The organism is Erwinia sp. (assembly GCF_031978025.1).
Lineage (GTDB): Bacteria > Pseudomonadota > Gammaproteobacteria > Enterobacterales > Enterobacteriaceae > Erwinia.
Map to the genome: position 1 here is coordinate 1 of NZ_DALZCD010000057.1, position 18,994 is coordinate 18,994.

Genomic DNA, 18,994 nt, shown 5'->3' on the forward strand with positions numbered 1-18,994 from the left:
CCAGCCTAACACTCCCTCGCTCTCCTGTCGAATTTTACCCTCTTTTAACCTCGATAAGTGCGATTATTTATTCTTTTAGCCTGTTTCGTCCTCATTCAGCCTCTTCACAGGTTCGCCCGATATGGAGACTTCTGCTAAAACACGGCTGTAACGCTGCCACAGCACTTTTTGCCATTAACGCTCTGTTACCCCTTAATAGCTGTTGTAACGTGTTCAGCTGCCTCTCAGTGCGTCTGAGGAAGACCGTCACGATCGCAGTGAGATCCCCAGGATCCTCGCGTTTTATTCGCAGGCTCTGAGGCCATTTTCCGCTATCGGCGCTAAACTGAAGAGACTTCGCAGCCGAAAATATTCTCCAGCGAAGGCAGTCGTGCCATCTGTACCTCAACATCGACGCTCTGTTCATACAGTAACAGTCAAAACTTGTTTATCTTTTCTCCGCAACAAGTCGTGCCGAAATATTTTTTGCACTGCGTTTGCGATGAGCGAAGGTAACCAGAAGAAGCAGAGTAAAAAAAATCAGTGCTGAACCTATCAATGTTGCCATTAAAGCCTGCCTTCAAGATTTGATAAGAGCACTATTTTTACCTCATATCGCTAAACGTTATGCCAACGTGCTGCATAAATATTCAATTCCCTCCCGAGAATGCGTATTTTTTTCGTCGACATCACTACTTTAGCCTTTGACCCGCCCTCTTTTTTTGAACTGGCCTGTTGTCCATACTGCAGCAGCCTTATCTATGAAAACTTCCATACCGTATCAAACCCCATTATCCGGACGTTACAGACTCTGCCCGATGACCCTACAGCGATCTGCATCAGACCTGTCCTTCCCTGCGTAAGGTAGTCCCTGGCCCAGGGTAAAACAGGCTGTTCGTTAACCTCGCTACTTTTTTTTACGGATTGCCTCAAGAAAAACATGCATCGTTCGATACTTAATAAGTCGCTCATTCGCAAGGCTGCACGCAGCACTGTTGAGGAAAAACCGAACAGTTTTAAGCGTATTAAGGTAAAGCGAATGCAAAACGCGAAAAACATCCAATACCTGGGAACTACATGGAGGTTTTATAAAGATAATGGGTCAAAAAAATTTGTTCTGAGTAACGAAGCCAGCCGCATCATGCTGTTCGTACAAAGAAGCTATGCCGGTGCTGTGGTAAGAAAACATTATTTCGGCGAAGAGCAGTAATCTGCCATTAACCGCCCATTGTGGCGGTTTTTTTCGGGCTGGATGCAGACGTGTAGCCAGCCCGAAAAAAACCGGCTCGTTCGCAGCTGTAGAGAGGATAAGAAAATAAAAGGTATTACCCTACAAAAGTAAGACAGGTGCTCACCTGAAGAGAATAAAAGCAGTTACCCGCGTCGTAAGCGCTATGCTCACTCGTCGCTTTATACGGCAAGACGGGAGTACTGACATGGAAGGAGAGCGGTCTTACTGTAGAAATTTCAGCGCGCAGGCGACGCTTTTATAGTCCCAAAGCTTAACCGACCATCAGGATAACGACCAGATTAGCAACGAGAAATCGGTGCGTTTTATCAAATTTCTTTGCCAGCACGTCGCTGAGCGTCCTTGATTTAAAGATGCACTAACGCCTTTCTGCGCACCACGCGCACAGTCCGACCCCGGTAATATTTTCCGTATTTTAACAGGTATGAAGCACAGCGAGTGATGCGCCCTGGTAGGGGAAGATACCGACCTTACAGCAAGAATCATCACTGTTCAGCGCACTCTCACCCAGCAGGATGGGTTCACTCCACCCAAAACTGAACGGAAGTTAGGATAATCGACCTGGTCGATGCAGCCGTTAATGTTCTTCGCGCTCGGCGGGAACTGACGCGCATGTTTCCTTAAATTGCACACGTGCGAATTCGCCCGGACGACTGGCCAGGAGACATTCGTGTTTAATCCGCGGGTGAATGCCACAAACGGGCGCTGTGGCTCTCACTATGCTGTCGATTCTTTAGGCCGGAGTGGGATCGGGCACTGAAAAGAGCGGGCCTGCGGCACAGGAAAGCAGACCAGGCACGACACATTTATGCTTGCTGGTCATTGTCTGCAGGCGCGAATCCATACTTCGTCGCATCACAAATGGGTCACGCTGACGCCAAAATGCTTTATCGGATCCAGGGGACCTGGATGGAAGACAATAACCACCAGCAGTGAGTGCTTATGAACTCCAAATGAAATGAGTTTGTGCTACATACGTGTTCCCAACAGGAAGCTATGTCGCCTTTCCACTCATTACCAGCCACTTCCCCTCACTAAACCTGCATATTCATGATTTCAGAGTAGGCGTTGACCAGCTTGTTGCGTACCTGAATGCCCATCTGCATAGAGACAGACGCCTTCTGCATATCGATCATCACATCATTCAGGTTCACGCCGGGTTTGCCCATCTCAAAATCCTGCGCCTGAGTCCGCGCTTCGGTTTGCGTGTCGCTGATTTTATTCAGTGCAACTTTCATTGCGTCTGCAAAGTCTGCGTGACTGGCCGCATCGGTTTGCTTACCGCTGGCCTGAATCGCTGCGGTCTGCAGCTGCTGCATTACGCTCTCAATACCCTGAATTGCCATGACTTACCTCGGTTAAAAAATGGGGATGCTTTTTGCTGTCTGAAAACTTACCACAATGTCAATAAGACAAAGCCCGTAAATAAGCGCAAAAGTCATAGCTTATCCAGCCATCGAATTTTCCATTTCAGAAAATAATGGCACCCCATAAGAGGTGGATTAATTTTGTTTAGCCAGCACATCAGGGAGTCAGATTTGTTACGACACTACACGAAACAGTCCGGTCAACTGTCAGGCGGGAAAGAGTCATGAATGCAACTGTCACGCAGGATCAACCAGAGAAGAAAGGTATGAACGACCTTTTTGCTCGTTTAAAGGCAAATCCTCGCATCCCGATTATCATCGCTGCGGCGGCTGCCGTTGCCATTGTTATCGCCATGGTGCTGTGGGCTAAACAGCCAGAATATCGCGTACTTTACAACAACCTCAGCGACGAAGATGGCGGCGCCATCATTACTCAGCTGACCCAGATGAACATTCCTTATCAGTTCGATGATAAGGGCGGTGCGCTGATGGTGCCTGCAGAGAAAGTACACGAGCTGCGTCTGCGTCTTGCCCAGCAGGGCTTGCCGAAAGGCGGCGCGGTCGGCTTCGAGCTGCTGGATCAGGAAAAGTTCGGTATCAGCCAGTTTAGCGAGCAGGTTAACTACCAGCGCGCACTGGAAGGCGAACTGTCCCGTACTATCGAAACATTAGGCCCGGTCAAGAACGTACGCGTACATCTTGCCATGCCGAAACCGTCACTGTTTGTCCGTGAACAGAAAGCGCCAACGGCATCCGTTACGCTGACGCTGCAGCCTGGCCGCGCGCTGGACCAGGGTCAAATCAGCGCCATCGTGCATATGGTTTCCAGCAGCGTTGCCGGCCTGCCGCCGGGTAACGTGACCGTGGTTGATCAGGCCGGTCATCTGCTGACGCAGTCTGAAAATGCTGACCGCGATCTTAACGATGCGCAGTTGAAATACGCCACCGATGTGGAAACCCGCTACCAGCAGCGTATCGAAGCGATCCTGAACCCGATTCTGGGTAACGGCAACGTACATGCTCAGGTTACGGCGCAAATTGATTTTAACGCTCGTGAACAGACCGACGAGAAGTATCAGCCTAATGCCGATCCTTCTAAACAGGCGATTCGTTCACGGCAGAGCAGCAACAGCGAGCAGTCCGGCGGTCAGTCTGGCGGCGTGCCTGGCGCACTTTCTAACCAGCCTGCGCCTGCTAACAGCGCACCGGTGACCACGCCTGCTAACGGCGCGAATGGCGCGAATGGCGCAAACAGCTCGACGGCAAATAATGCCACGGCGAACCAGAACAGCAGCACGACGAAAACCGGGCCGTTAAGCACCCGCAATGATGACACCACGAACTACGAAGTAGACCGCACCATCCTGCATACCAAGATGAATGTGGGTGAAGTACAACGTCTTTCTGTGGCAGTAGTAGTGAACTATAAAACCGACGCGGCCGGTAAGCCGGTAGCGTTAACCGATGCGCAGCTGAAACAGATTGATAACCTGACGCGTGAAGCGATGGGCTACTCAGAGCAGCGCGGCGATACGCTGAACGTGGTGAACTCCCAGTTCAACGATACGCAGGAAATCGGTGGCGACCTGCCATTCTGGCAGCAGCAGTCCTTTATCGACCAGGTAATGGAAGGCGGACGCTGGTTGCTGGTACTGATTGTGGCCTGGATCCTTTACCGCAAGCTGGTTCGCCCACAGCTGCAGCGTAAGGCGCTTCAGGAGAAAGCGATGGTGGAAGCCGCGACCCAGTCAAGAATGGGTAGCAATGATAATGAAGCCGTCTCCGTGAAGTTGTCGACAGACGATCTCGATCAAGAACGTAAGTCTCAGCACCGCATGAGTGCTGAGGTCATGAGCCAGCGTATTCGTGAGATGTCGGAAAACGACCCACGCGTGGTGGCTCTGGTCATTCGCCAGTGGATGAAGGACGAGCTATGAGTCTCAACGGTACCGAAAAAAGCGCCATTCTGATGATGACGATTGGCGAAGACCGCGCAGCCGAGGTGTTTAAACACCTTGGCGCCCGCGAAGTGCAGCACCTGAGCGCCGCGATTTCTAACATGCGCCAGGTTTCTCACAAGCAACTGACTGAAGTTCTGCGCGAGTTCGAAACCGATGCCGAACAGTTTGCGGCGCTGAGCGTCAACTCTAATGACTATCTGCGTACCGTGCTGACCAAGGCGCTGGGCGAAGAGCGCGCGGCCACCCTGCTGGAAGATATTCTGGAAACGCGCGAAACCACTACGGGCATGGAAACGCTCAACTTTATGGAACCGCAGGCAGCGGCGGATCTAATCCGTGATGAACATCCACAGATTATTGCTACGATTATGGTACACCTGAAGCGTTCTCAGGCAGCCGATATCCTGGCTCAGTTCGACGAACGTCTGCGTCACGATGTGATGCTGCGTATCGCTACCTTCGGTGGCGTACAGCCAGCCGCGCTGGCCGAACTGACCGAGGTGCTGAATGGCCTGCTGGATGGTCAGAACCTCAAGCGTGCGAAGATGGGCGGCGTGAGAACCGCAGCGGAAATCATCAACCTGATGAAGACGCAGCAGGAAGAAGCGGTTATCGAAGCGGTACGCGATTTCGACGGCGAACTGGCGCAGAAAATCATCGACGAGATGTTCCTGTTCGAAAACCTGGTGGAGGTCGACGACCGCAGCATCCAGCGTTTGTTGCAGGAAGTGGAATCGGAATCGCTGCTGGTGGCGCTGAAAGGCTCCGAGCAGCCGCTGCGCGAGAAGTTCCTGCGCAACATGTCAGCACGTGCGGCAGATATTCTGCGCGACGATCTGGCGAACCGCGGCCCGATGCGTATGTCGGCAGTGGAAACCGAACAGAAAGCCATTCTGCTTATCGTTCGTCGTCTGGCAGAAAGCGGCGAGATGGTGATTGGCGGCGGCGAGGAACAGTATGTTTGATAAATCTTCGCTGCCCTGGCAGCGCTGGCAGCCCAACGATCTTGGGCAGCCCAACAAGCCCCTGATGGCGTCGTTCGACGAGCCGGAAGCGCCGCTGGCGGATGCGGATCTGCAGAACGATCCGCTTAGCCAGCAGCAGTTCGAGCTGGAGCAGATGCAAAATCAGGCGCGCAGCGAAGCGCAGGGTCAGGGTTACGCCGAGGGGCATCAGCAGGGCTTTAACGAAGGACAGAAAGCGGGCTATGAAGCCGGCTTTCAACAGGGGCTGGCCGAGGCACAGCAGCAGCAGGCGCCGCTTCAGGCACGTATGCAGCAGCTGGTTTCCGAGTTTTCCCAGACGCTGGAAGCGCTGGACAGCGTGATCGCGGCTCGCCTGATGCAGCTGGCCCTGGAGGCCGCTCGTCAGGTGATTGGCCAGGCACCGCACGTTGACGGCACCGCCCTGCTTCGTCAAATCCAGGGCATGATCCAGCAGGAACCTATGTTCAGCAGCAAACCTACGCTGCGCGTGCATGCGGATGATTTGCAGCGCGTTGAACATTCGCTGGGCGCCATGCTTAGCCTGCACGGCTGGCGCCTGCTGGCAGACAACTCTATCCATCCCGGCGGCTGTAAAGTCAGCGCCGAAGATGGCGACCTGGACGCCAGCATCGCCACACGCTGGCATGAACTCTGCCGCCTTGCTGCACCGGGAGAACTGTAATGACCACCTCTCGCTTATCGCGCTGGCTTGGCGCCTTGGATTCTTTCGAACAGCGTCTGGCCAATGTGCCGGACGTTCGCCGCTATGGCCGCCTGACCCGCGCCACCGGCCTGGTGCTGGAAGCGACTGGCCTGCAGCTACCGCTGGGCGCTACCTGTGTAATCGAACGTATGGACGGCAACGGCGTCAGCGAAGTCGAGAGTGAAGTCGTCGGTTTTAATGGCCAGAAGCTGTTTTTGATGCCGCTGGAAGAAGTAGAAGGCATTCTGCCAGGCGCACGCGTTTATGCCCGCGTGGCCGGTGACAGCCAGCACAGCGGCAAGCAGTTGATGCTGGGGCCGGAGCTGCTGGGACGCGTACTCGACGGCAGCGGTCGTCCGCTGGACGGGCTGCCTGCGCCGGAAACCGGCTACCGCGCACCGCTGATTACGCCGCCTTTTAACCCGTTGCAGCGTACGCCCATTACCGACGTGCTGGACACCGGCGTGCGGGCGATCAACGCGCTGCTGACCGTGGGTCGCGGCCAGCGTATGGGCCTGTTCGCCGGTTCCGGCGTAGGTAAGAGCGTGCTCTTAGGCATGATGGCGCGCTACACCAAAGCCGACGTGATCGTCGTGGGACTGATTGGCGAGCGTGGCCGTGAAGTTAAAGACTTTATTGAAAATATTCTTGGCACCGAAGGCCGTGCGCGTTCGGTAGTTATTGCTGCGCCTGCGGATGTTTCTCCGCTGCTGCGTATGCAGGGCGCGGCTTACGCCACGCGCATCGCGGAAGACTTTCGCGACCGCGGTCAGCACGTGCTGTTGATTATGGATTCCCTGACTCGTTACGCCATGGCTCAGCGTGAAATCGCCCTGGCCATCGGCGAGCCGCCAGCGACCAAAGGCTATCCGCCATCCGTGTTCGCCAAGTTACCTGCGCTGGTGGAACGTGCCGGTAACGGTATTGATGGCGGCGGCTCCATTACTGCCTTTTATACGGTACTGACCGAAGGCGATGACCAGCAGGATCCGATTGCGGACTCCGCGCGTGCCATTCTCGACGGCCACATCGTGCTGTCGCGTCGTCTTGCAGAGTCTGGCCACTATCCGGCTATTGATATTGAAGCCTCGATCAGCCGCGTGATGTCGCACCTGATCGATGACACCCACTACGCGCGGGTTCGCCAGTTTAAACAGCTGCTTTCCAGCTATCAGCGTAACCGCGATCTGGTGAGTGTGGGCGCCTACGCCGCAGGTAGCGATCCTATGCTGGATAAAGCCATCAAGCTCTATCCGGAACTGGAAACCTTCCTGCAGCAGGGCATGTTTGAGCGCAGTACGTTTGACGACGCCTGTCTGCATCTGCAGGCGATTTTTGGATAAGGGCTGACTGATGGCAAAACACGCATCGCCGATTGAAACCTTATGCGGTCTGGCGCAGAAAGATCTGGAAAAAGCCGCTATCCAGCTGGGCGACGTTCGTCGCGGCCAGAAACAGGCCGACGAGCAGCTGCATATGCTGTTGAACTATCAGGACGAGTATCGCAAAACGTTGAACAACACCATGGCGGAAGGGATTAACAGCACCCGCTGGTACAACTACCACCAGTTTATCGAGACGCTGGAAAAGGCGATTGCCCAGCATCGCCAGCAGTTGGCGCAGTGGAATGGTCGGGTAGAAAACGCATTGCGCCTGTGGCGTGACAAGCAGCAGCGGCTTCATGCTTATGAAACCCTGCAGGCTCGCGCGGCAGCAACCGCACTATTACAGGAAAACCGTCTCGATCAGAAACGGATGGATGAATTTGCCCAACGGGCATCATTGAGGAAAGGCGAATGATCACTTTGCCACTGGCTAACACCGCGGCGAAAACCGCAACCGCTTCTACCCACGGCGCTGCGGCAGACGCTACTGATGTAGGCACCGACATCGGCGGCACGGCAACGGCCCACGGCGCACATGCCGGCAGCGCAGGTTTCCTGGCGCTGCTGGGCAATAAACTGCTGGCACAACAGGGACAGACTGCCCTGCCCGCTTCGGCTGTGGCTGCCGTAGCCGCAACCGACGATAAAAACGCCGCCTCGCCGAAAGCAAAGCTTAACGCGCTGCTGGCCGCGCTGGATAAACCGGAAACGTTGAACGCCCTGTTACAGCCGACGAAAACGCCAGCTGATGGCAAAGAGCTCGCACTGACTGAGACACGCGACGGCAGCGAGACTGCTGCTGCCGCTACGCCGCTGAGCAGCAGCGATATGCAAGCGCTGCAGGCGCTATTCGCTATGCTGCCCCAGGCGCAGCAGCAGCCGGCCGCCACGCTGGCTAAAGGCAGCGACAGCCTGGCCGAGGGCACGATTAAAAGCGGTAACAGCAATGCTAACGCTACCCTTTCCTCACTGTTAGCCAACGCGGGCGGCACCAACGCCCCTGCCGTCAGTGGCGATGAAAACGCGAAAGAGAGCGGCAGCCGTACGCTAAACGGTAATACGCCTCTGAGCGCAGCGGCAGATACGCCGAAAAACGACGTCGCTACGCTGAACAGCGCTTTCCAGCAGGTACTGGGACAGGTGACGAAAGATAGCGACAAAGACAGTGCCGGTGCGTCCAGCCAGACGGCCATTACGCCTTCAGCTATCAGCGCCGCTTCCGCCGCCATAACGCCTGCGACAACCTCGGTGGTCAGCGCACCGGCTGCGCCACAGCTGAGTTCTCAGCTGGGTAGCCCGGAATGGCAGCAGGCGCTGGGCCAGCAGATTGTGATGTTCAGCCGCAACGGTCAGCAGACTGCCGAACTGCATCTGCATCCTCAGGATTTGGGCAGCATCCAGATTAGCCTGAAGCTGGACAGCGATCAGGCGCAGTTGAGCATGGTTTCGAACCACAGTCAGGTTCGCGCCGCGCTGGAAGCCGCTATGCCACAGCTGAAAGAAGCGCTGGCGCAAAACGGTATCAACCTCGGCCAGACTAACGTCAGCAGCGATGCGCAGGCCCAGAGCCAGAGCTTTGGCGGCCAGCAGGAACAGCGTAATAACAGCCGTGGCAACACGTTCAGCCTGGCTGGTGACACCGACAGCGATATCACCCCCATTGCTGTTCCTGCCTCCCTGCAGTCACGCGCCTCGGGCAGCAATGCCGTTGATATTTTCGCCTGACGATCACAAACGCCAAAGTTAACGGCAAAACCCGCGTCTTTTCGCCCTATTGTTTAGCGAGCGATGCGGGATAATCTGCCCATAACGTCGTCAGAGAGCAGGCACTCCCGGCTCTTGAATATACTCACAGGAATTATCGCCCGTATGACTGAGAAGAAAGCCAAAAGCGGCAAACGTAAACTCTTGATTATCCTGATAGCGCTGGTAGTACTGGCTGCTTGTGGCGCAGGAGGTTACCTGGTCTGGCATAAAATGCACGGGTCTGCCGAGACGGCGAAAGCTGAAAAGCCTGCGCCGCCGCCAGCACCGGTATTCCTGTCGCTGGATACGTTTACCGTTAACCTGATTAATCCGGATAACGACCCCGATCGCGTGCTGTACGTTGGCTTTACGCTGCGTCTGCCCGACCAGGAAACGTTACAGCGCGTTAATGATTATCTGCCGGAAGTGCGCAGCCGTCTGCTGCTGCTGCTCTCTAACCAGAATGCTTCATCACTGGGCAGCGAACAGGGCAAGCAGGAGCTGGTTAAACAAATTAAAGCCACGCTCGCACCGCCACTGGTGCCGGGACAACCTCCGCAGAAGGTGACGGACGTTCTGTTCACCGCCTTTATCCTGAGGTAGGGCAAAATGGGCGACAGCATTCTCTCACAAGCGGAAATTGACGCGCTGCTCAATGGCGACAGCGACAGCGCGGCGGAAGAAAATACCAGCACGGCGGGCGACAATGATATTCGTCCTTACGATCCCAATACCCAGCGTCGCATGGTTCGCGAGCGGCTGCAGGCGCTGGAGATCATTAACGAACGCTTTGCTCGTTCTTACAGGATGGCGCTGTTTAACCTGCTGCGCCGTAGCCCGGACATCACGGTGGGCGCGATTAAGATTCAGCCTTATCATGAATTTGCTCGCAACCTGCCGGTCCCGACGAACCTGAACCTGATCCATCTGAAGCCGCTGCGCGGCACGGCGCTGGTAGTGTTTTCGCCGAGCCTGGTGTTTATCGCCGTGGATAACCTGTTTGGCGGAGACGGTCGCTTCCCTACCAAAGTGGAAGGCCGCGAGTTTACGGCAACCGAACAGCGTGTCATCCGTAAAATGCTGAAGCTGGCGCTGGAAGGCTATAGTGATGCATGGAAACCGATTTATCCGCTGGACGTGGAGTATGTTCGCTCCGAAATGCAGGTAAAGTTTACTAATATTACTACTTCACCTAACGATATCGTGATTACCACGCCGTTTCAGGTGGAGATTGGCAACCTGGTTGGCGAGTTCAATATCTGCATTCCGTTCAGCATGATTGAACCGCTGCGTGAAACCCTGGTCAACCCGCCGCTGGAGAACTCGCGTCAGGAAGATCAGAACTGGCGTGAGACGCTGGTTAAGCAGGTTCAGCACTCCGAACTGGAGCTGATCGCGAACTTTGCTGATGTCTCGATGCGGATTTCACGCCTGCTGGCCCTGAAGCCTGGCGATGTATTACCGATAGAAAAACCGGATCGCATTATCGCTCATGTCGATGGCGTCCCGGTGTTAACCAGCCAGTACGGCACCATGAATGGGCAGTACGCGCTGCGTGTAGAACATCTGATTAACCCGATTTTGAACTCGATGAATGAGGAACAGCCCCATGAGTGACACCAATAAGCCGTCCGTTGACGATCTCTCTGCGGACGACCTTTGGGCTGACGCGCTGAACGAGCAGACAAACTCAACCAGTCCCGCGTCCGAAGGGGTGTTTAAATCGCTGGAAAGCAATAATATCGCCGGTTCGCTGCAGGATATCGATTTAATTATGGATATTCCGGTCAAGCTGACCGTTGAGCTGGGCCGCACCAAGATGACCATCAAAGAGCTGCTGCGCCTGACGCAGGGTTCCGTGGTGGCGCTGGAAGGCCTCGCCGGCGAGCCGCTGGATATTTTGATCAACGGCTACCTGATTGCTCAGGGCGAAGTAGTGGTGGTCGCCGATAAATACGGCGTCCGCATCACCGACATCATCACGCCGTCTGAGCGTATGCGTCGACTGAGCCGCTAATGACGAATGCCAGCCAGACGCAGCAGGAGCAAGCGCCAATGAACACGAGCCAGACTCAGCCACAGCCGGCGGTGCATTCGCCGGCTACGGCGGGACAAACGCAGCAGCCGGTAGGTCAGCCGACCGTTTCTACCGGTTCCGTGCTGACGCAGGTCAGTAGCGTACTGGCGGTGATCATTCTGATGATCCTGGCCTGTGCCTGGCTGGCGAAACGCTTCGGTTTTGCGCCGAAAACGGGCAAGCGCGGCCAGCGAGATATCGTTATCAGCGCCACCTGTCAGGTGGGGCAGCGTGAACGCGTAGTGATTGTCGACGTGCAGGATGCCCGGCTGGTCCTGGGCGTTACCGCGCAGCAGATTACTCATCTGCATACCCTGCCACCTTCACCAGTGCAGGAAAATCCGGAAGAGCCGCAGCCCGCTGGCGATTTCCGTCAGGTATTCGAGCTTATTAAACGCGCCGGAAAACCAAAATGAAACGCATTCTTCCTTTTTTAGCGCTGCTGCTGCTGCTGGCACCTGAGGTTCATGCTCAGCTGCCGGGCCTGGTCAGCCGTCCTACCGCAAACGGGGGCCAGAGCTGGTCACTGCCGGTACAGACGCTGGTGTTTATCACCTCGCTGACTTTCCTGCCCGCCATTTTACTGATGATGACCAGTTTCACTCGCATCATCATTGTTTTTGGCCTGCTGCGTAACGCGCTGGGCACGCCGTCCGCACCGCCAAACCAGGTCCTGCTGGGCCTGGCGCTGTTTTTAACCTTCTTTATTATGAGCCCGGTGCTGGACAAGATTTATCAGAACGCCTATCTGCCGTTTAGCGAAGATAAAATCAGCATGCAGGATGCGATGGATAAAGGGGCGCAGCCGCTGCGTGAATTTATGCTGCGTCAGACTCGTGAAGCGGATCTGGCTCTGTTTGCTCGCCTGGCTAACTCTCCGCCTCTGCAGGGGCCGGAAGCGGTGCCGATGCGTATTCTGCTGCCGGCTTACGTGACCAGCGAACTGAAAACAGCCTTCCAGATTGGCTTTACCGTATTTATTCCTTTTTTGATTATTGATTTAGTGGTCGCCAGCGTGCTGATGGCGCTGGGGATGATGATGGTACCGCCCGCGACCATTGCGCTTCCGTTTAAGCTGATGCTGTTCGTGCTGGTAGACGGCTGGCAGCTGCTGATTAGCTCGCTGGCGCAAAGCTTCTACTCATAATAGTCGGGCGATAAAGTCGCCCAACAACGCTCGCGACGCGACATGTCGCGACACTATCGGCCTTTAATTTTCCCGGAGTCGTGATGACACCTGAATCGGTTATGTCAATTGGTCATGATGCGCTGCACGTTGCGCTGATCCTGGCGGCCCCGCTGCTGCTGGCGGCCTTGTTCAGCGGTCTGCTGATCAGCCTGCTGCAGGCGGCGACGCAGATTAACGAACAAACGCTCTCTTTTATTCCAAAAATCCTTTCCGTTGTGGCGACTATCGTTGTGGCTGGTCCGTGGATGCTGGGTCTGATACTGGACTACATGCGTAACCTGTTTACCAACCTGCCTAATATGATCGGTTAAATGATTAACTTCGATAGCAGTCAGCTGGTGTTATGGATGGGGCAGCTTTTTTGGCCCCTCGCTCGCGTGCTGGCATTAATCATGACCGCGCCTATCCTCAGCGAAAAATCGATCGGTAAAAAGGTCAAGTTGGGTTTAGGGGTACTGATCACCTGGGTTTTGATCCCCTCTCTGCCCCCGGTTAATGTGACCTTGTTCTCAGTTGGCGGCTTCTGGCTGCTGATTCAGCAGATTCTGATTGGCGTGGCTATCGGTTTTACGATGCAATTTGCCTTTGCGGCAGTCAGAACCGCGGGTGAAATAATTGGTTTGCAAATGGGGATCTCTTTTGCCACCTTTTTCGACCCTTCCAGTCATCTGAATATGCCGGTACTGGCCCGTCTTATCGATATGCTGGCTATGCTGCTGTTTTTATCTTTTAACGGTCATCTGTGGTTAATTTCGATGGTTGCCGACAGTTTTCATACGCTGCCCATCGGCGGTGACCTAATCAACGGCAACGCGTTTCTGGCGTTAACAAAAGCAGCCAATCTGATTTTCCTTAATGGAATGCGATTAGCGCTACCCCTAATCACGCTACTGCTCATTGTTAACCTGGCACTGGGTTTGTTAAACCGTGTTACACCTCAGCTGTCGGTTTTTGCTATCGGCTTCCCCATCACCTTATCAATCGGTCTTATCTTCATGAGCCTGATGATGCCGCTGTTCGCCCCATTTTGTGAGCATTTATTCAGCGAAGTATTTGATTTACTCTCACAGATTCTGAGCGAAATTCCTGCCAGATAAACTTAAGTATTCCGTCATGTTCAGTACCGCTTTAACATGCCCCGCTAATACATTGTTAAGCGTGTAGAATGTTTTTGCGCATTTTTCAAACCATACATACCGGAAAAGTCTTAAGGAAAATCTGATAAATCGCCTTATTCTGTGAAAATTATTCTTATTAAATGCCAGTTAGCGTATTTTATTTAACGAAACGGATGCAATGTTGCTTAAATGTTAAGCACCAGGGTAGATAAAAATGTCTGTTTTTACTGGAAATTTTATTTTTTGCCGCTATTTTTGTAGCAAATCGTATTTCACAGCAGGTTTAGTGCCCCATTTATCGGCACACATTCGCGCAATGAATGTTTTTTAGGATTCGTCCTATCAGATTTTTCTCCATTCTGCGCGATAGTGACGACGTTCACAAAGCAGTGCGGCAAACTTCTGTCAGATCCTCCATCTGTCTACGGATGTTTTACCGCGTTGGTCGTGGGTTTATTGCCTGAATTAAACGGTTACATTGAGCATGCAAAGGTTTTTTTCAGCGTCTGCTGACAAACGTCATGCTGAGTACAAATAATAAAATTGAAAACAGAACATATTACTCTCGTAACTTACACAACGCGTAATTCATCGTTAGTTTAAACGAATAACAATTTGGTGAGGGTCGCAATTATGCCAACAATTATAATGGATTCATGCAGCTATACACGCTTAGGCCTTACTGATTACATGTCTGTGAAGGGTGTTAAAAAGAAAAATATCACTTCCGTTGCCGACATTGATCAGCTTCAAGTTAAATGCCAACAGCTTCAACCAGGCGTTGTCTTTATTAACGAAGATTGTTTTATTTATGAAGCAGATGCCAGCGAGCGCATAAGAAATATTATTATGCAGCACCCTGACACGCTGTTCTTTATTTTCATGGCTATCTCTAACATCCATTTTGAGGAATACCTCTACGTTCGTAAGAACCTGATTATTACGTCAAAATCGATTAAGCCAGCTACACTCGATAACTTACTTCTGTCCTATTTCCAGAAGAAACTTAACGTGTCTCCTCGCTATTCCGCTGGTTTCGATGTTCATCCATTGACGCTAAGCCAAACCGAGTCGAACATGCTTAAAATGTGGATGTCCGGTCACGATACCATTCAGATCTCGGACAAAATGCAGATTAAGGCCAAAACGGTTTCTTCTCATAAAGGCAATATCAAACGCAAGATTAAGACCCATAATAAACAGGTCATATATCATGTGGTACGCCTGACCGATAACGTGACCAGCGGTATTTACGTCAACGTTCGTTAAGCGTCAGAAAAAAGCCGGCATCTGCCGGCTTTTTTTTTAGTGATAACTGTTAGCGGGATCACACTTTTTTATTAACCTTTTTTTGTCCTTTGCCGATGAGTTGTAAACAGAGCGAAGCCTGCCGCTTCGTTTACCCAGACAGAGAGCAAAAGGACATGGCAGCACTCCCCCAACAGACAGGTTCTTCTCAATTAAGTTTCTGGCAGCACCTGCGCCTGGTTCCCCTTTTTACCGCTATTCTTGGCGCCATTTTGTTTCTGTTCGCCTTGTGTATTGGCCTGGCCAGTTATTATCTGACCCATGGCAATCAATCGCTTAAGGACGCTACGGAAGAAATCCAGATACGCATGGCCATCTCTAACAGTTCTAACCATCTGCGTACGGCACGGCTAAATATCATTCACGCGGGCACAGCGGTACGCGTAGGCGATATGGATTTGTTTAACGAGAACCTTAAACAAGCAGAAAAGCGCATCCAGCAGGCTTCCGACAATTTCAAAATTTACATGAACCGACGGATTAAAACCCCGGCAGATGAAGCGCTGGATAACGAACTGAATACTCGCTTTACGGCTTATCTTAGCCAGGGCGTGCTGCCGATGATGAAAAGCGCCAAAGATGGTAGCTTTGAAAGCGTTATAACACGGGAATCAGATTTCACGCGTGCCCTTGATGACGACTATAACGCCATCCTGCTGAAAGCCATCGCTATCCGTACCCAGCGAGCCACTGAGATTAATACAATGGCTGAAGCGCAGAACCGTATGGGCTTTATTATGATGGCGGGCGCTTTTGCCGCTGCGCTGCTACTGACGCTGGCCACCTTTATTTTCCTGCGTCGCGTGGTTATTGCTCCGCTGCGCCAGGCGGTGCAGCGAATTGAACGCATCTCTCAGGGAGACCTGACCGCTCCCCCACAGGCCTGGGGCCGCAGTGAGATCGGTATGCTCGGCAGCAACCTGCAGACCATGCAGCAGGCGCTGATGAAAACGGTTGGCACGGTACGTGAAGGCGCAGAAGCTATCTATCAGGGGTCAACCGAAATTTCAGCGGGCAATACCGACCTTTCTTCCCGTACCGAACAGCAGGCCGCGGCGCTGGAAGAAACGGCAGCCAGCATGGAACAGCTTACGGCGACCGTGAAGCAGAATGCGGAAAATGCGCACCATGCCAGTCAGCTGGCGAGTGATGCGTCTGGTAAAGCTCGTCAGGGCGGCGATATCGTTTCCGGTGTGGTCGGCACCATGAATAATATCTCTACCAGCTCGAAGAAGATCGCTGAAATCACCAATGTGATTAACAGTATCGCTTTTCAGACCAATATTCTGGCCCTGAATGCCGCCGTTGAGGCAGCGCGGGCTGGCGAACAGGGCCGCGGTTTTGCCGTGGTGGCCAGCGAGGTGCGCAATCTGGCGCAGCGTAGCGCCGGGGCCGCAAAAGAGATTGAAGCATTGATTGCCGAATCGGTCGGCCTTGTCGATCAAGGCTCCATTCAGGTGGGTCAGGCAGGAGAGAAAATGACGGCTATTGTCGAGGCCGTACGCAGCGTGACGAACATTATGGCGGAGATAGCCTCTGCCTCCGACGAACAAAGCCGGGGCATTGAGCAGGTCAGCCAGGCCGTATCGGAAATGGATAACGTTACCCAGCAAAACGCTTCGCTGGTGGAACAGGCTTCTGCTGCGGCTTCCTCGCTGGAAGAGCAGGCGTCACGTCTGACTCAGGCCGTGGCGGCGTTCCGTATTGGCGGTCTCTCTCAACCGGTCGCGCCAGTGAGTAAAACAAAAGCCGCGCCGTTGCGTCCGGTGCTGGCGAACGGTGATAACTGGGAAAAATTTTAAAGCAGACATAAAAAAGGGCGAACATATCGCCCTTTTCTTTTTATGCTGCCCGGTTAATCGGCGTGCGGCTCTACGAAGATACCGTCCCGCTGCCCCACCTCGTTAAAAAACCAGATCCCCTGCGGATAGTCCTCCAGCGAAACCAGATACATCGTGCCTTCGCTGAAATCTTCAACCGCCAGTACCGTGCCGGCGCGCCGTGGCCCGCCGTCGGTCTTGACCGTGACCCGATCGTTTACCTTCATCTTTTTCTCCTGGTAGAGTGCGCTACAAATAAGATAGCGCATCTTACCCGGAAATCGGTTCTTTTAACGACGGGCAATAACCCAAACCGCATGCACGATACCCGGAATGTAGCCACAGAGCGTCAGCAGAATGTTCAACCAGAAGGCGCCGCCAAAGCCGACCTGCATAAACACACCCAGTGGTGGCAGAAGAATAGCAATAATGATACGTAAAAAATCCATGTCGCCTCCATAGCGCGGATAACAGCTTGTTTTGTAATCGTTTGTTCAGTATAGCCCGAATCTGCCGTTGCGCCTGTCGCCGCATGTAAAACAACGTAATGACGGCGTTTTTTCGCTTTTTTAACGTTTCACGGTGAGACTTCTGACAACGCCAGGGCATACACTGTTCCTACTGCTCCCCCCAAAAGAGCAGTCAACCTAAAAAGTAACAAGGATTTTTGCCCGCGCAGTGCGGGCTTTTTTTTTCCTTTTTTCCGGCCCCCGGCCGGTCAGGGGCGAAAAAAAACCCGGCCAAAGGCCGGGGAAATAATAAAATTCGCTACAGAGAAATATCTCTACCTCTATAGCGTATCGGTTGTGGACATTAAGAATTTTCTTAACTTCATGGCGCACGCTTTTTTTGCTGTGAATTTATCCACCCTTTGCGCTCACAGCCCCGTGATGTCGCCAGCTAAAATGTAAGTAGCTGCTTACCAGGGTTCCTGCTGATTTTTAAGAAAATTCCTGCTGTGAGCGTCTCGCCCAAATGTGCCTCTGCCCAGCGCCTTTGTTGAATACCGCTATACTTGAGTCACTTGCCTCAGGCTATGGAGAAAGAACAATGCCGGCGCTGCGCGATCCCCTGATGATAGTGACGGATTTGGATGGTTCCCTGCTGGATCATCATACCTACAGCTGGGAGGCTGCCTCACCCTGGCTGGCGCGTCTGAAAGACGCGGACATCCCTGTGGTCATCTGTTCAAGCAAGACGGCGGCGGAAATTGAGCCTTTACAGCGCGCGCTGAATATCTTCGGTTCGCCTTTTATTGCGGAAAACGGTGCCGTGGTGAAGTGGCAGCAGCAAACGCCTGCCGCGGCCGGACAGGTATCCGGTAAAAATTACCCCAGCATCTGCGAGACGCTGCAGCAATTGCGTCAGGCTCAGGGCTTTAAATTTACGGGGTTCGCCGACGTAACGGAAAAAGAAGTCGCTGACTGGACAGGGCTGTCACCGCACGATGCCACACTGGCGAAAATGCGGGAAGGATCGGAGAGCCTGATTTGGCGGGATACCCCCGAGCAGTTCACCGCTTTCCAACAGGCGCTGGCAGCCGAACAGCTGAAACTGGTGCAGGGGGGGCGCTTCTGGCACGTGATGAATCAGGGACGCGGTAAAGGCGCGGCCCTCGACTGGCTGCTGACGCACTATCCTCCTCACGGCAGGGGCCGTTGGATTACTATCGGTCTGGGCGACGGCCCTAACGATGCGCCCATGTTGGAGAAAGTGGATTATGCTGTAGTGATCAAGGGCTACAGCAAAACCGGCGTGACGTTGACGCGCCAGAAAGAAGTATTTTACAGCGCAGGGTTCGGCCCGGAAGGCTGGAGCGAAGGTCTGACGCACTACATTACCGGATAACAGATTTCCCATGCAGCCCGTTCAGCGGGCCTGGCTTAAGGAACACGCGATGAGTGATTTTTTTCAGAATGGCGTTATTACCAACTTTCATAACCTTACTGCCCGGCCGGTTGAGGAGTTGGAGCAGGAACTGGTGCAGTTTGCCACGCGGCGCAAAATGGGGTTGATCCTGCCTTCGCTGTTTTCAGAACTGGAAGGTCCGGCTCTCGACCACATTGTCGATGAGCTGGCTAAGGTGCCTTATCTGGAGGAGATAGT

Annotated in this window: 20 protein-coding genes and 1 pseudogene; 18 read left to right on the forward strand and 3 right to left on the reverse strand. The window is 53.5% G+C overall.

All coding sequences use genetic code 11. The features are described 5' to 3' along the window. Positions 1-919: 919 nt before the first annotated feature. Positions 920-1,189, forward strand: a complete 270-nt coding sequence (locus RTK32_RS06575; protein ID WP_312042676.1) for a hypothetical protein — start codon at positions 920-922, stop codon at positions 1,187-1,189. Between the two features lie 1,073 nt (positions 1,190-2,262). On the opposite strand, the gene fliE is transcribed toward RTK32_RS06575, so the two are convergent. Next, entirely contained in the window at positions 2,263-2,574 is a 312-nt protein-coding gene (gene fliE / locus RTK32_RS06580; RefSeq protein WP_312042677.1) for a flagellar hook-basal body complex protein FliE, read from the reverse strand. A gap of 245 nt (positions 2,575-2,819) precedes the next feature. On the opposite strand from fliE, the gene fliF reads away from it, so the two are divergent. The 15 genes from fliF (at position 2,820) to RTK32_RS06655 (ending at position 16,870) form a co-directional block, all read left to right on the forward strand. Continuing rightward, a complete protein-coding gene (gene fliF, locus RTK32_RS06585) occupies positions 2,820-4,532 on the forward strand; it encodes a flagellar basal-body MS-ring/collar protein FliF (RefSeq protein ID WP_312042678.1) in 1,713 nt (570 codons plus the stop codon). Beyond that, a complete protein-coding gene (gene fliG, locus RTK32_RS06590) occupies positions 4,529-5,521 on the forward strand; it encodes a flagellar motor switch protein FliG (RefSeq protein WP_312042679.1) in 993 nt (330 codons plus the stop codon). The genes fliF and fliG overlap by 4 nt, the downstream gene beginning before the upstream one ends. Next, the gene (gene fliH, locus RTK32_RS06595; RefSeq protein WP_312042680.1) at positions 5,514-6,224 is read left to right on the forward strand and encodes a flagellar assembly protein FliH; all 711 of its coding nucleotides are present in this window, start codon (positions 5,514-5,516) and stop codon (positions 6,222-6,224) included. The genes fliG and fliH overlap by 8 nt, the downstream gene beginning before the upstream one ends. Continuing rightward, complete coding sequence (fliI, locus tag RTK32_RS06600) at positions 6,224-7,588, forward strand: flagellar protein export ATPase FliI (RefSeq protein ID WP_312042681.1); 1,365 nt, start codon at positions 6,224-6,226, stop codon at positions 7,586-7,588. Before fliH ends, fliI begins: the two co-directional genes overlap by 1 nt. A gap of 10 nt (positions 7,589-7,598) precedes the next feature. Beyond that, positions 7,599-8,045, forward strand: coding sequence for a flagellar export protein FliJ (gene fliJ, locus RTK32_RS06605; protein ID WP_312042682.1), 447 nt, complete (start codon positions 7,599-7,601; stop codon positions 8,043-8,045). Further along, positions 8,042-9,355, forward strand: a complete 1,314-nt coding sequence (locus RTK32_RS06610) for a flagellar hook-length control protein FliK (protein ID WP_312042683.1) — start codon at positions 8,042-8,044, stop codon at positions 9,353-9,355. The genes fliJ and RTK32_RS06610 overlap by 4 nt, the downstream gene beginning before the upstream one ends. Before the next feature lie 144 nt (positions 9,356-9,499). Continuing rightward, positions 9,500-9,979 carry a flagellar basal body-associated protein FliL gene (gene fliL / locus RTK32_RS06615; protein WP_312042684.1) on the forward strand — a complete coding sequence of 160 codons (480 nt, stop codon included), beginning with the start codon at positions 9,500-9,502 and terminating at the stop codon, positions 9,977-9,979. 6 nt (positions 9,980-9,985) lie between these two features. Continuing rightward, entirely contained in the window at positions 9,986-10,993 is a 1,008-nt protein-coding gene (gene fliM / locus RTK32_RS06620; RefSeq protein ID WP_312042685.1) for a flagellar motor switch protein FliM, read from the forward strand. After that, positions 10,986-11,393 (forward strand): flagellar motor switch protein FliN, encoded by a 408-nt coding sequence (gene fliN, locus RTK32_RS06625; protein ID WP_312042686.1) that lies wholly within the window; start codon positions 10,986-10,988, stop codon positions 11,391-11,393. Before fliM ends, fliN begins: the two co-directional genes overlap by 8 nt. 38 nt (positions 11,394-11,431) lie before the next feature. Beyond that, positions 11,432-11,869 (forward strand): flagellar biosynthetic protein FliO, encoded by a 438-nt coding sequence (fliO, locus tag RTK32_RS06630; RefSeq protein WP_312042687.1) that lies wholly within the window; start codon positions 11,432-11,434, stop codon positions 11,867-11,869. Continuing rightward, positions 11,866-12,600, forward strand: coding sequence for a flagellar type III secretion system pore protein FliP (gene fliP, locus RTK32_RS06635; protein ID WP_312042688.1), 735 nt, complete (start codon positions 11,866-11,868; stop codon positions 12,598-12,600). The genes fliO and fliP overlap by 4 nt, the downstream gene beginning before the upstream one ends. 83 nt (positions 12,601-12,683) lie before the next feature. Beyond that, a complete protein-coding gene (fliQ, locus tag RTK32_RS06640) occupies positions 12,684-12,953 on the forward strand; it encodes a flagellar biosynthesis protein FliQ (RefSeq protein WP_312042689.1) in 270 nt (89 codons plus the stop codon). After that, on the forward strand, positions 12,954-13,739 hold the full coding sequence (gene fliR / locus RTK32_RS06645) for a flagellar biosynthetic protein FliR (RefSeq protein WP_312042690.1): 786 nt from the start codon (positions 12,954-12,956) through the stop codon (positions 13,737-13,739). Between the two features lie 654 nt (positions 13,740-14,393). Continuing rightward, positions 14,394-15,029 (forward strand): transcriptional regulator RcsA, encoded by a 636-nt coding sequence (rcsA, locus tag RTK32_RS06650; RefSeq protein ID WP_312042691.1) that lies wholly within the window; start codon positions 14,394-14,396, stop codon positions 15,027-15,029. 155 nt (positions 15,030-15,184) lie between these two features. Further along, positions 15,185-16,870: a methyl-accepting chemotaxis protein gene (locus tag RTK32_RS06655; protein ID WP_312042692.1), complete on the forward strand. Its 1,686-nt coding sequence runs from the start codon at positions 15,185-15,187 to the stop codon at positions 16,868-16,870. Positions 16,871-16,923: 53 nt separating this feature from the next. Here the strand turns inward: RTK32_RS06655 and dsrB are convergent, their stop codons facing one another. Continuing rightward, positions 16,924-17,115, reverse strand: a complete 192-nt coding sequence (gene dsrB, locus RTK32_RS06660; protein WP_312042693.1) for a protein DsrB — start codon at positions 17,113-17,115, stop codon at positions 16,924-16,926. A 63-nt stretch (positions 17,116-17,178) separates the two neighbouring features. Continuing rightward, a complete protein-coding gene (locus RTK32_RS06665; protein WP_246758933.1) occupies positions 17,179-17,337 on the reverse strand; it encodes a YqaE/Pmp3 family membrane protein in 159 nt (52 codons plus the stop codon). Positions 17,338-17,938: 601 nt separating this feature from the next. Here RTK32_RS06665 and RTK32_RS06670 point away from each other — a divergent pair. Both RTK32_RS06670 and RTK32_RS06675 read left to right on the forward strand, forming a co-directional pair. Beyond that, complete coding sequence (locus RTK32_RS06670; protein ID WP_312042694.1) at positions 17,939-18,736, forward strand: mannosyl-3-phosphoglycerate phosphatase-related protein; 798 nt, start codon at positions 17,939-17,941, stop codon at positions 18,734-18,736. 49 nt (positions 18,737-18,785) lie between these two features. Beyond that, a pseudogene (locus RTK32_RS06675) lies at positions 18,786-18,994 on the forward strand (glycosyl transferase); the annotation flags it as partial.

Coding starts and splice junctions, on each gene's coding strand:
- fliQ (WP_312042689.1), top strand. CDS start 12,684: ATGACACCTGAATCGGTTATGTCAATTGGTCATGATGCGCTGCACGTT.
- fliF (WP_312042678.1), top strand. CDS start 2,820: ATGAATGCAACTGTCACGCAGGATCAACCAGAGAAGAAAGGTATGAAC.
- fliG (WP_312042679.1), top strand. CDS start 4,529: ATGAGTCTCAACGGTACCGAAAAAAGCGCCATTCTGATGATGACGATT.
- fliR (WP_312042690.1), top strand. CDS start 12,954: ATGATTAACTTCGATAGCAGTCAGCTGGTGTTATGGATGGGGCAGCTT.
- fliN (WP_312042686.1), top strand. CDS start 10,986: ATGAGTGACACCAATAAGCCGTCCGTTGACGATCTCTCTGCGGACGAC.
- RTK32_RS06610 (WP_312042683.1), top strand. CDS start 8,042: ATGATCACTTTGCCACTGGCTAACACCGCGGCGAAAACCGCAACCGCT.
- fliP (WP_312042688.1), top strand. CDS start 11,866: ATGAAACGCATTCTTCCTTTTTTAGCGCTGCTGCTGCTGCTGGCACCT.
- fliL (WP_312042684.1), top strand. CDS start 9,500: ATGACTGAGAAGAAAGCCAAAAGCGGCAAACGTAAACTCTTGATTATC.
- fliI (WP_312042681.1), top strand. CDS start 6,224: ATGACCACCTCTCGCTTATCGCGCTGGCTTGGCGCCTTGGATTCTTTC.
- RTK32_RS06575 (WP_312042676.1), top strand. CDS start 920: ATGCATCGTTCGATACTTAATAAGTCGCTCATTCGCAAGGCTGCACGC.
- fliO (WP_312042687.1), top strand. CDS start 11,432: ATGAACACGAGCCAGACTCAGCCACAGCCGGCGGTGCATTCGCCGGCT.
- RTK32_RS06655 (WP_312042692.1), top strand. CDS start 15,185: ATGGCAGCACTCCCCCAACAGACAGGTTCTTCTCAATTAAGTTTCTGG.
- fliE (WP_312042677.1), bottom strand. CDS start 2,574: ATGGCAATTCAGGGTATTGAGAGCGTAATGCAGCAGCTGCAGACCGCA.
- RTK32_RS06665 (WP_246758933.1), bottom strand. CDS start 17,337: ATGGATTTTTTACGTATCATTATTGCTATTCTTCTGCCACCACTGGGT.
- fliM (WP_312042685.1), top strand. CDS start 9,986: ATGGGCGACAGCATTCTCTCACAAGCGGAAATTGACGCGCTGCTCAAT.
- RTK32_RS06670 (WP_312042694.1), top strand. CDS start 17,939: ATGCCGGCGCTGCGCGATCCCCTGATGATAGTGACGGATTTGGATGGT.
- dsrB (WP_312042693.1), bottom strand. CDS start 17,115: ATGAAGGTAAACGATCGGGTCACGGTCAAGACCGACGGCGGGCCACGG.
- rcsA (WP_312042691.1), top strand. CDS start 14,394: ATGCCAACAATTATAATGGATTCATGCAGCTATACACGCTTAGGCCTT.
- fliJ (WP_312042682.1), top strand. CDS start 7,599: ATGGCAAAACACGCATCGCCGATTGAAACCTTATGCGGTCTGGCGCAG.
- fliH (WP_312042680.1), top strand. CDS start 5,514: ATGTTTGATAAATCTTCGCTGCCCTGGCAGCGCTGGCAGCCCAACGAT.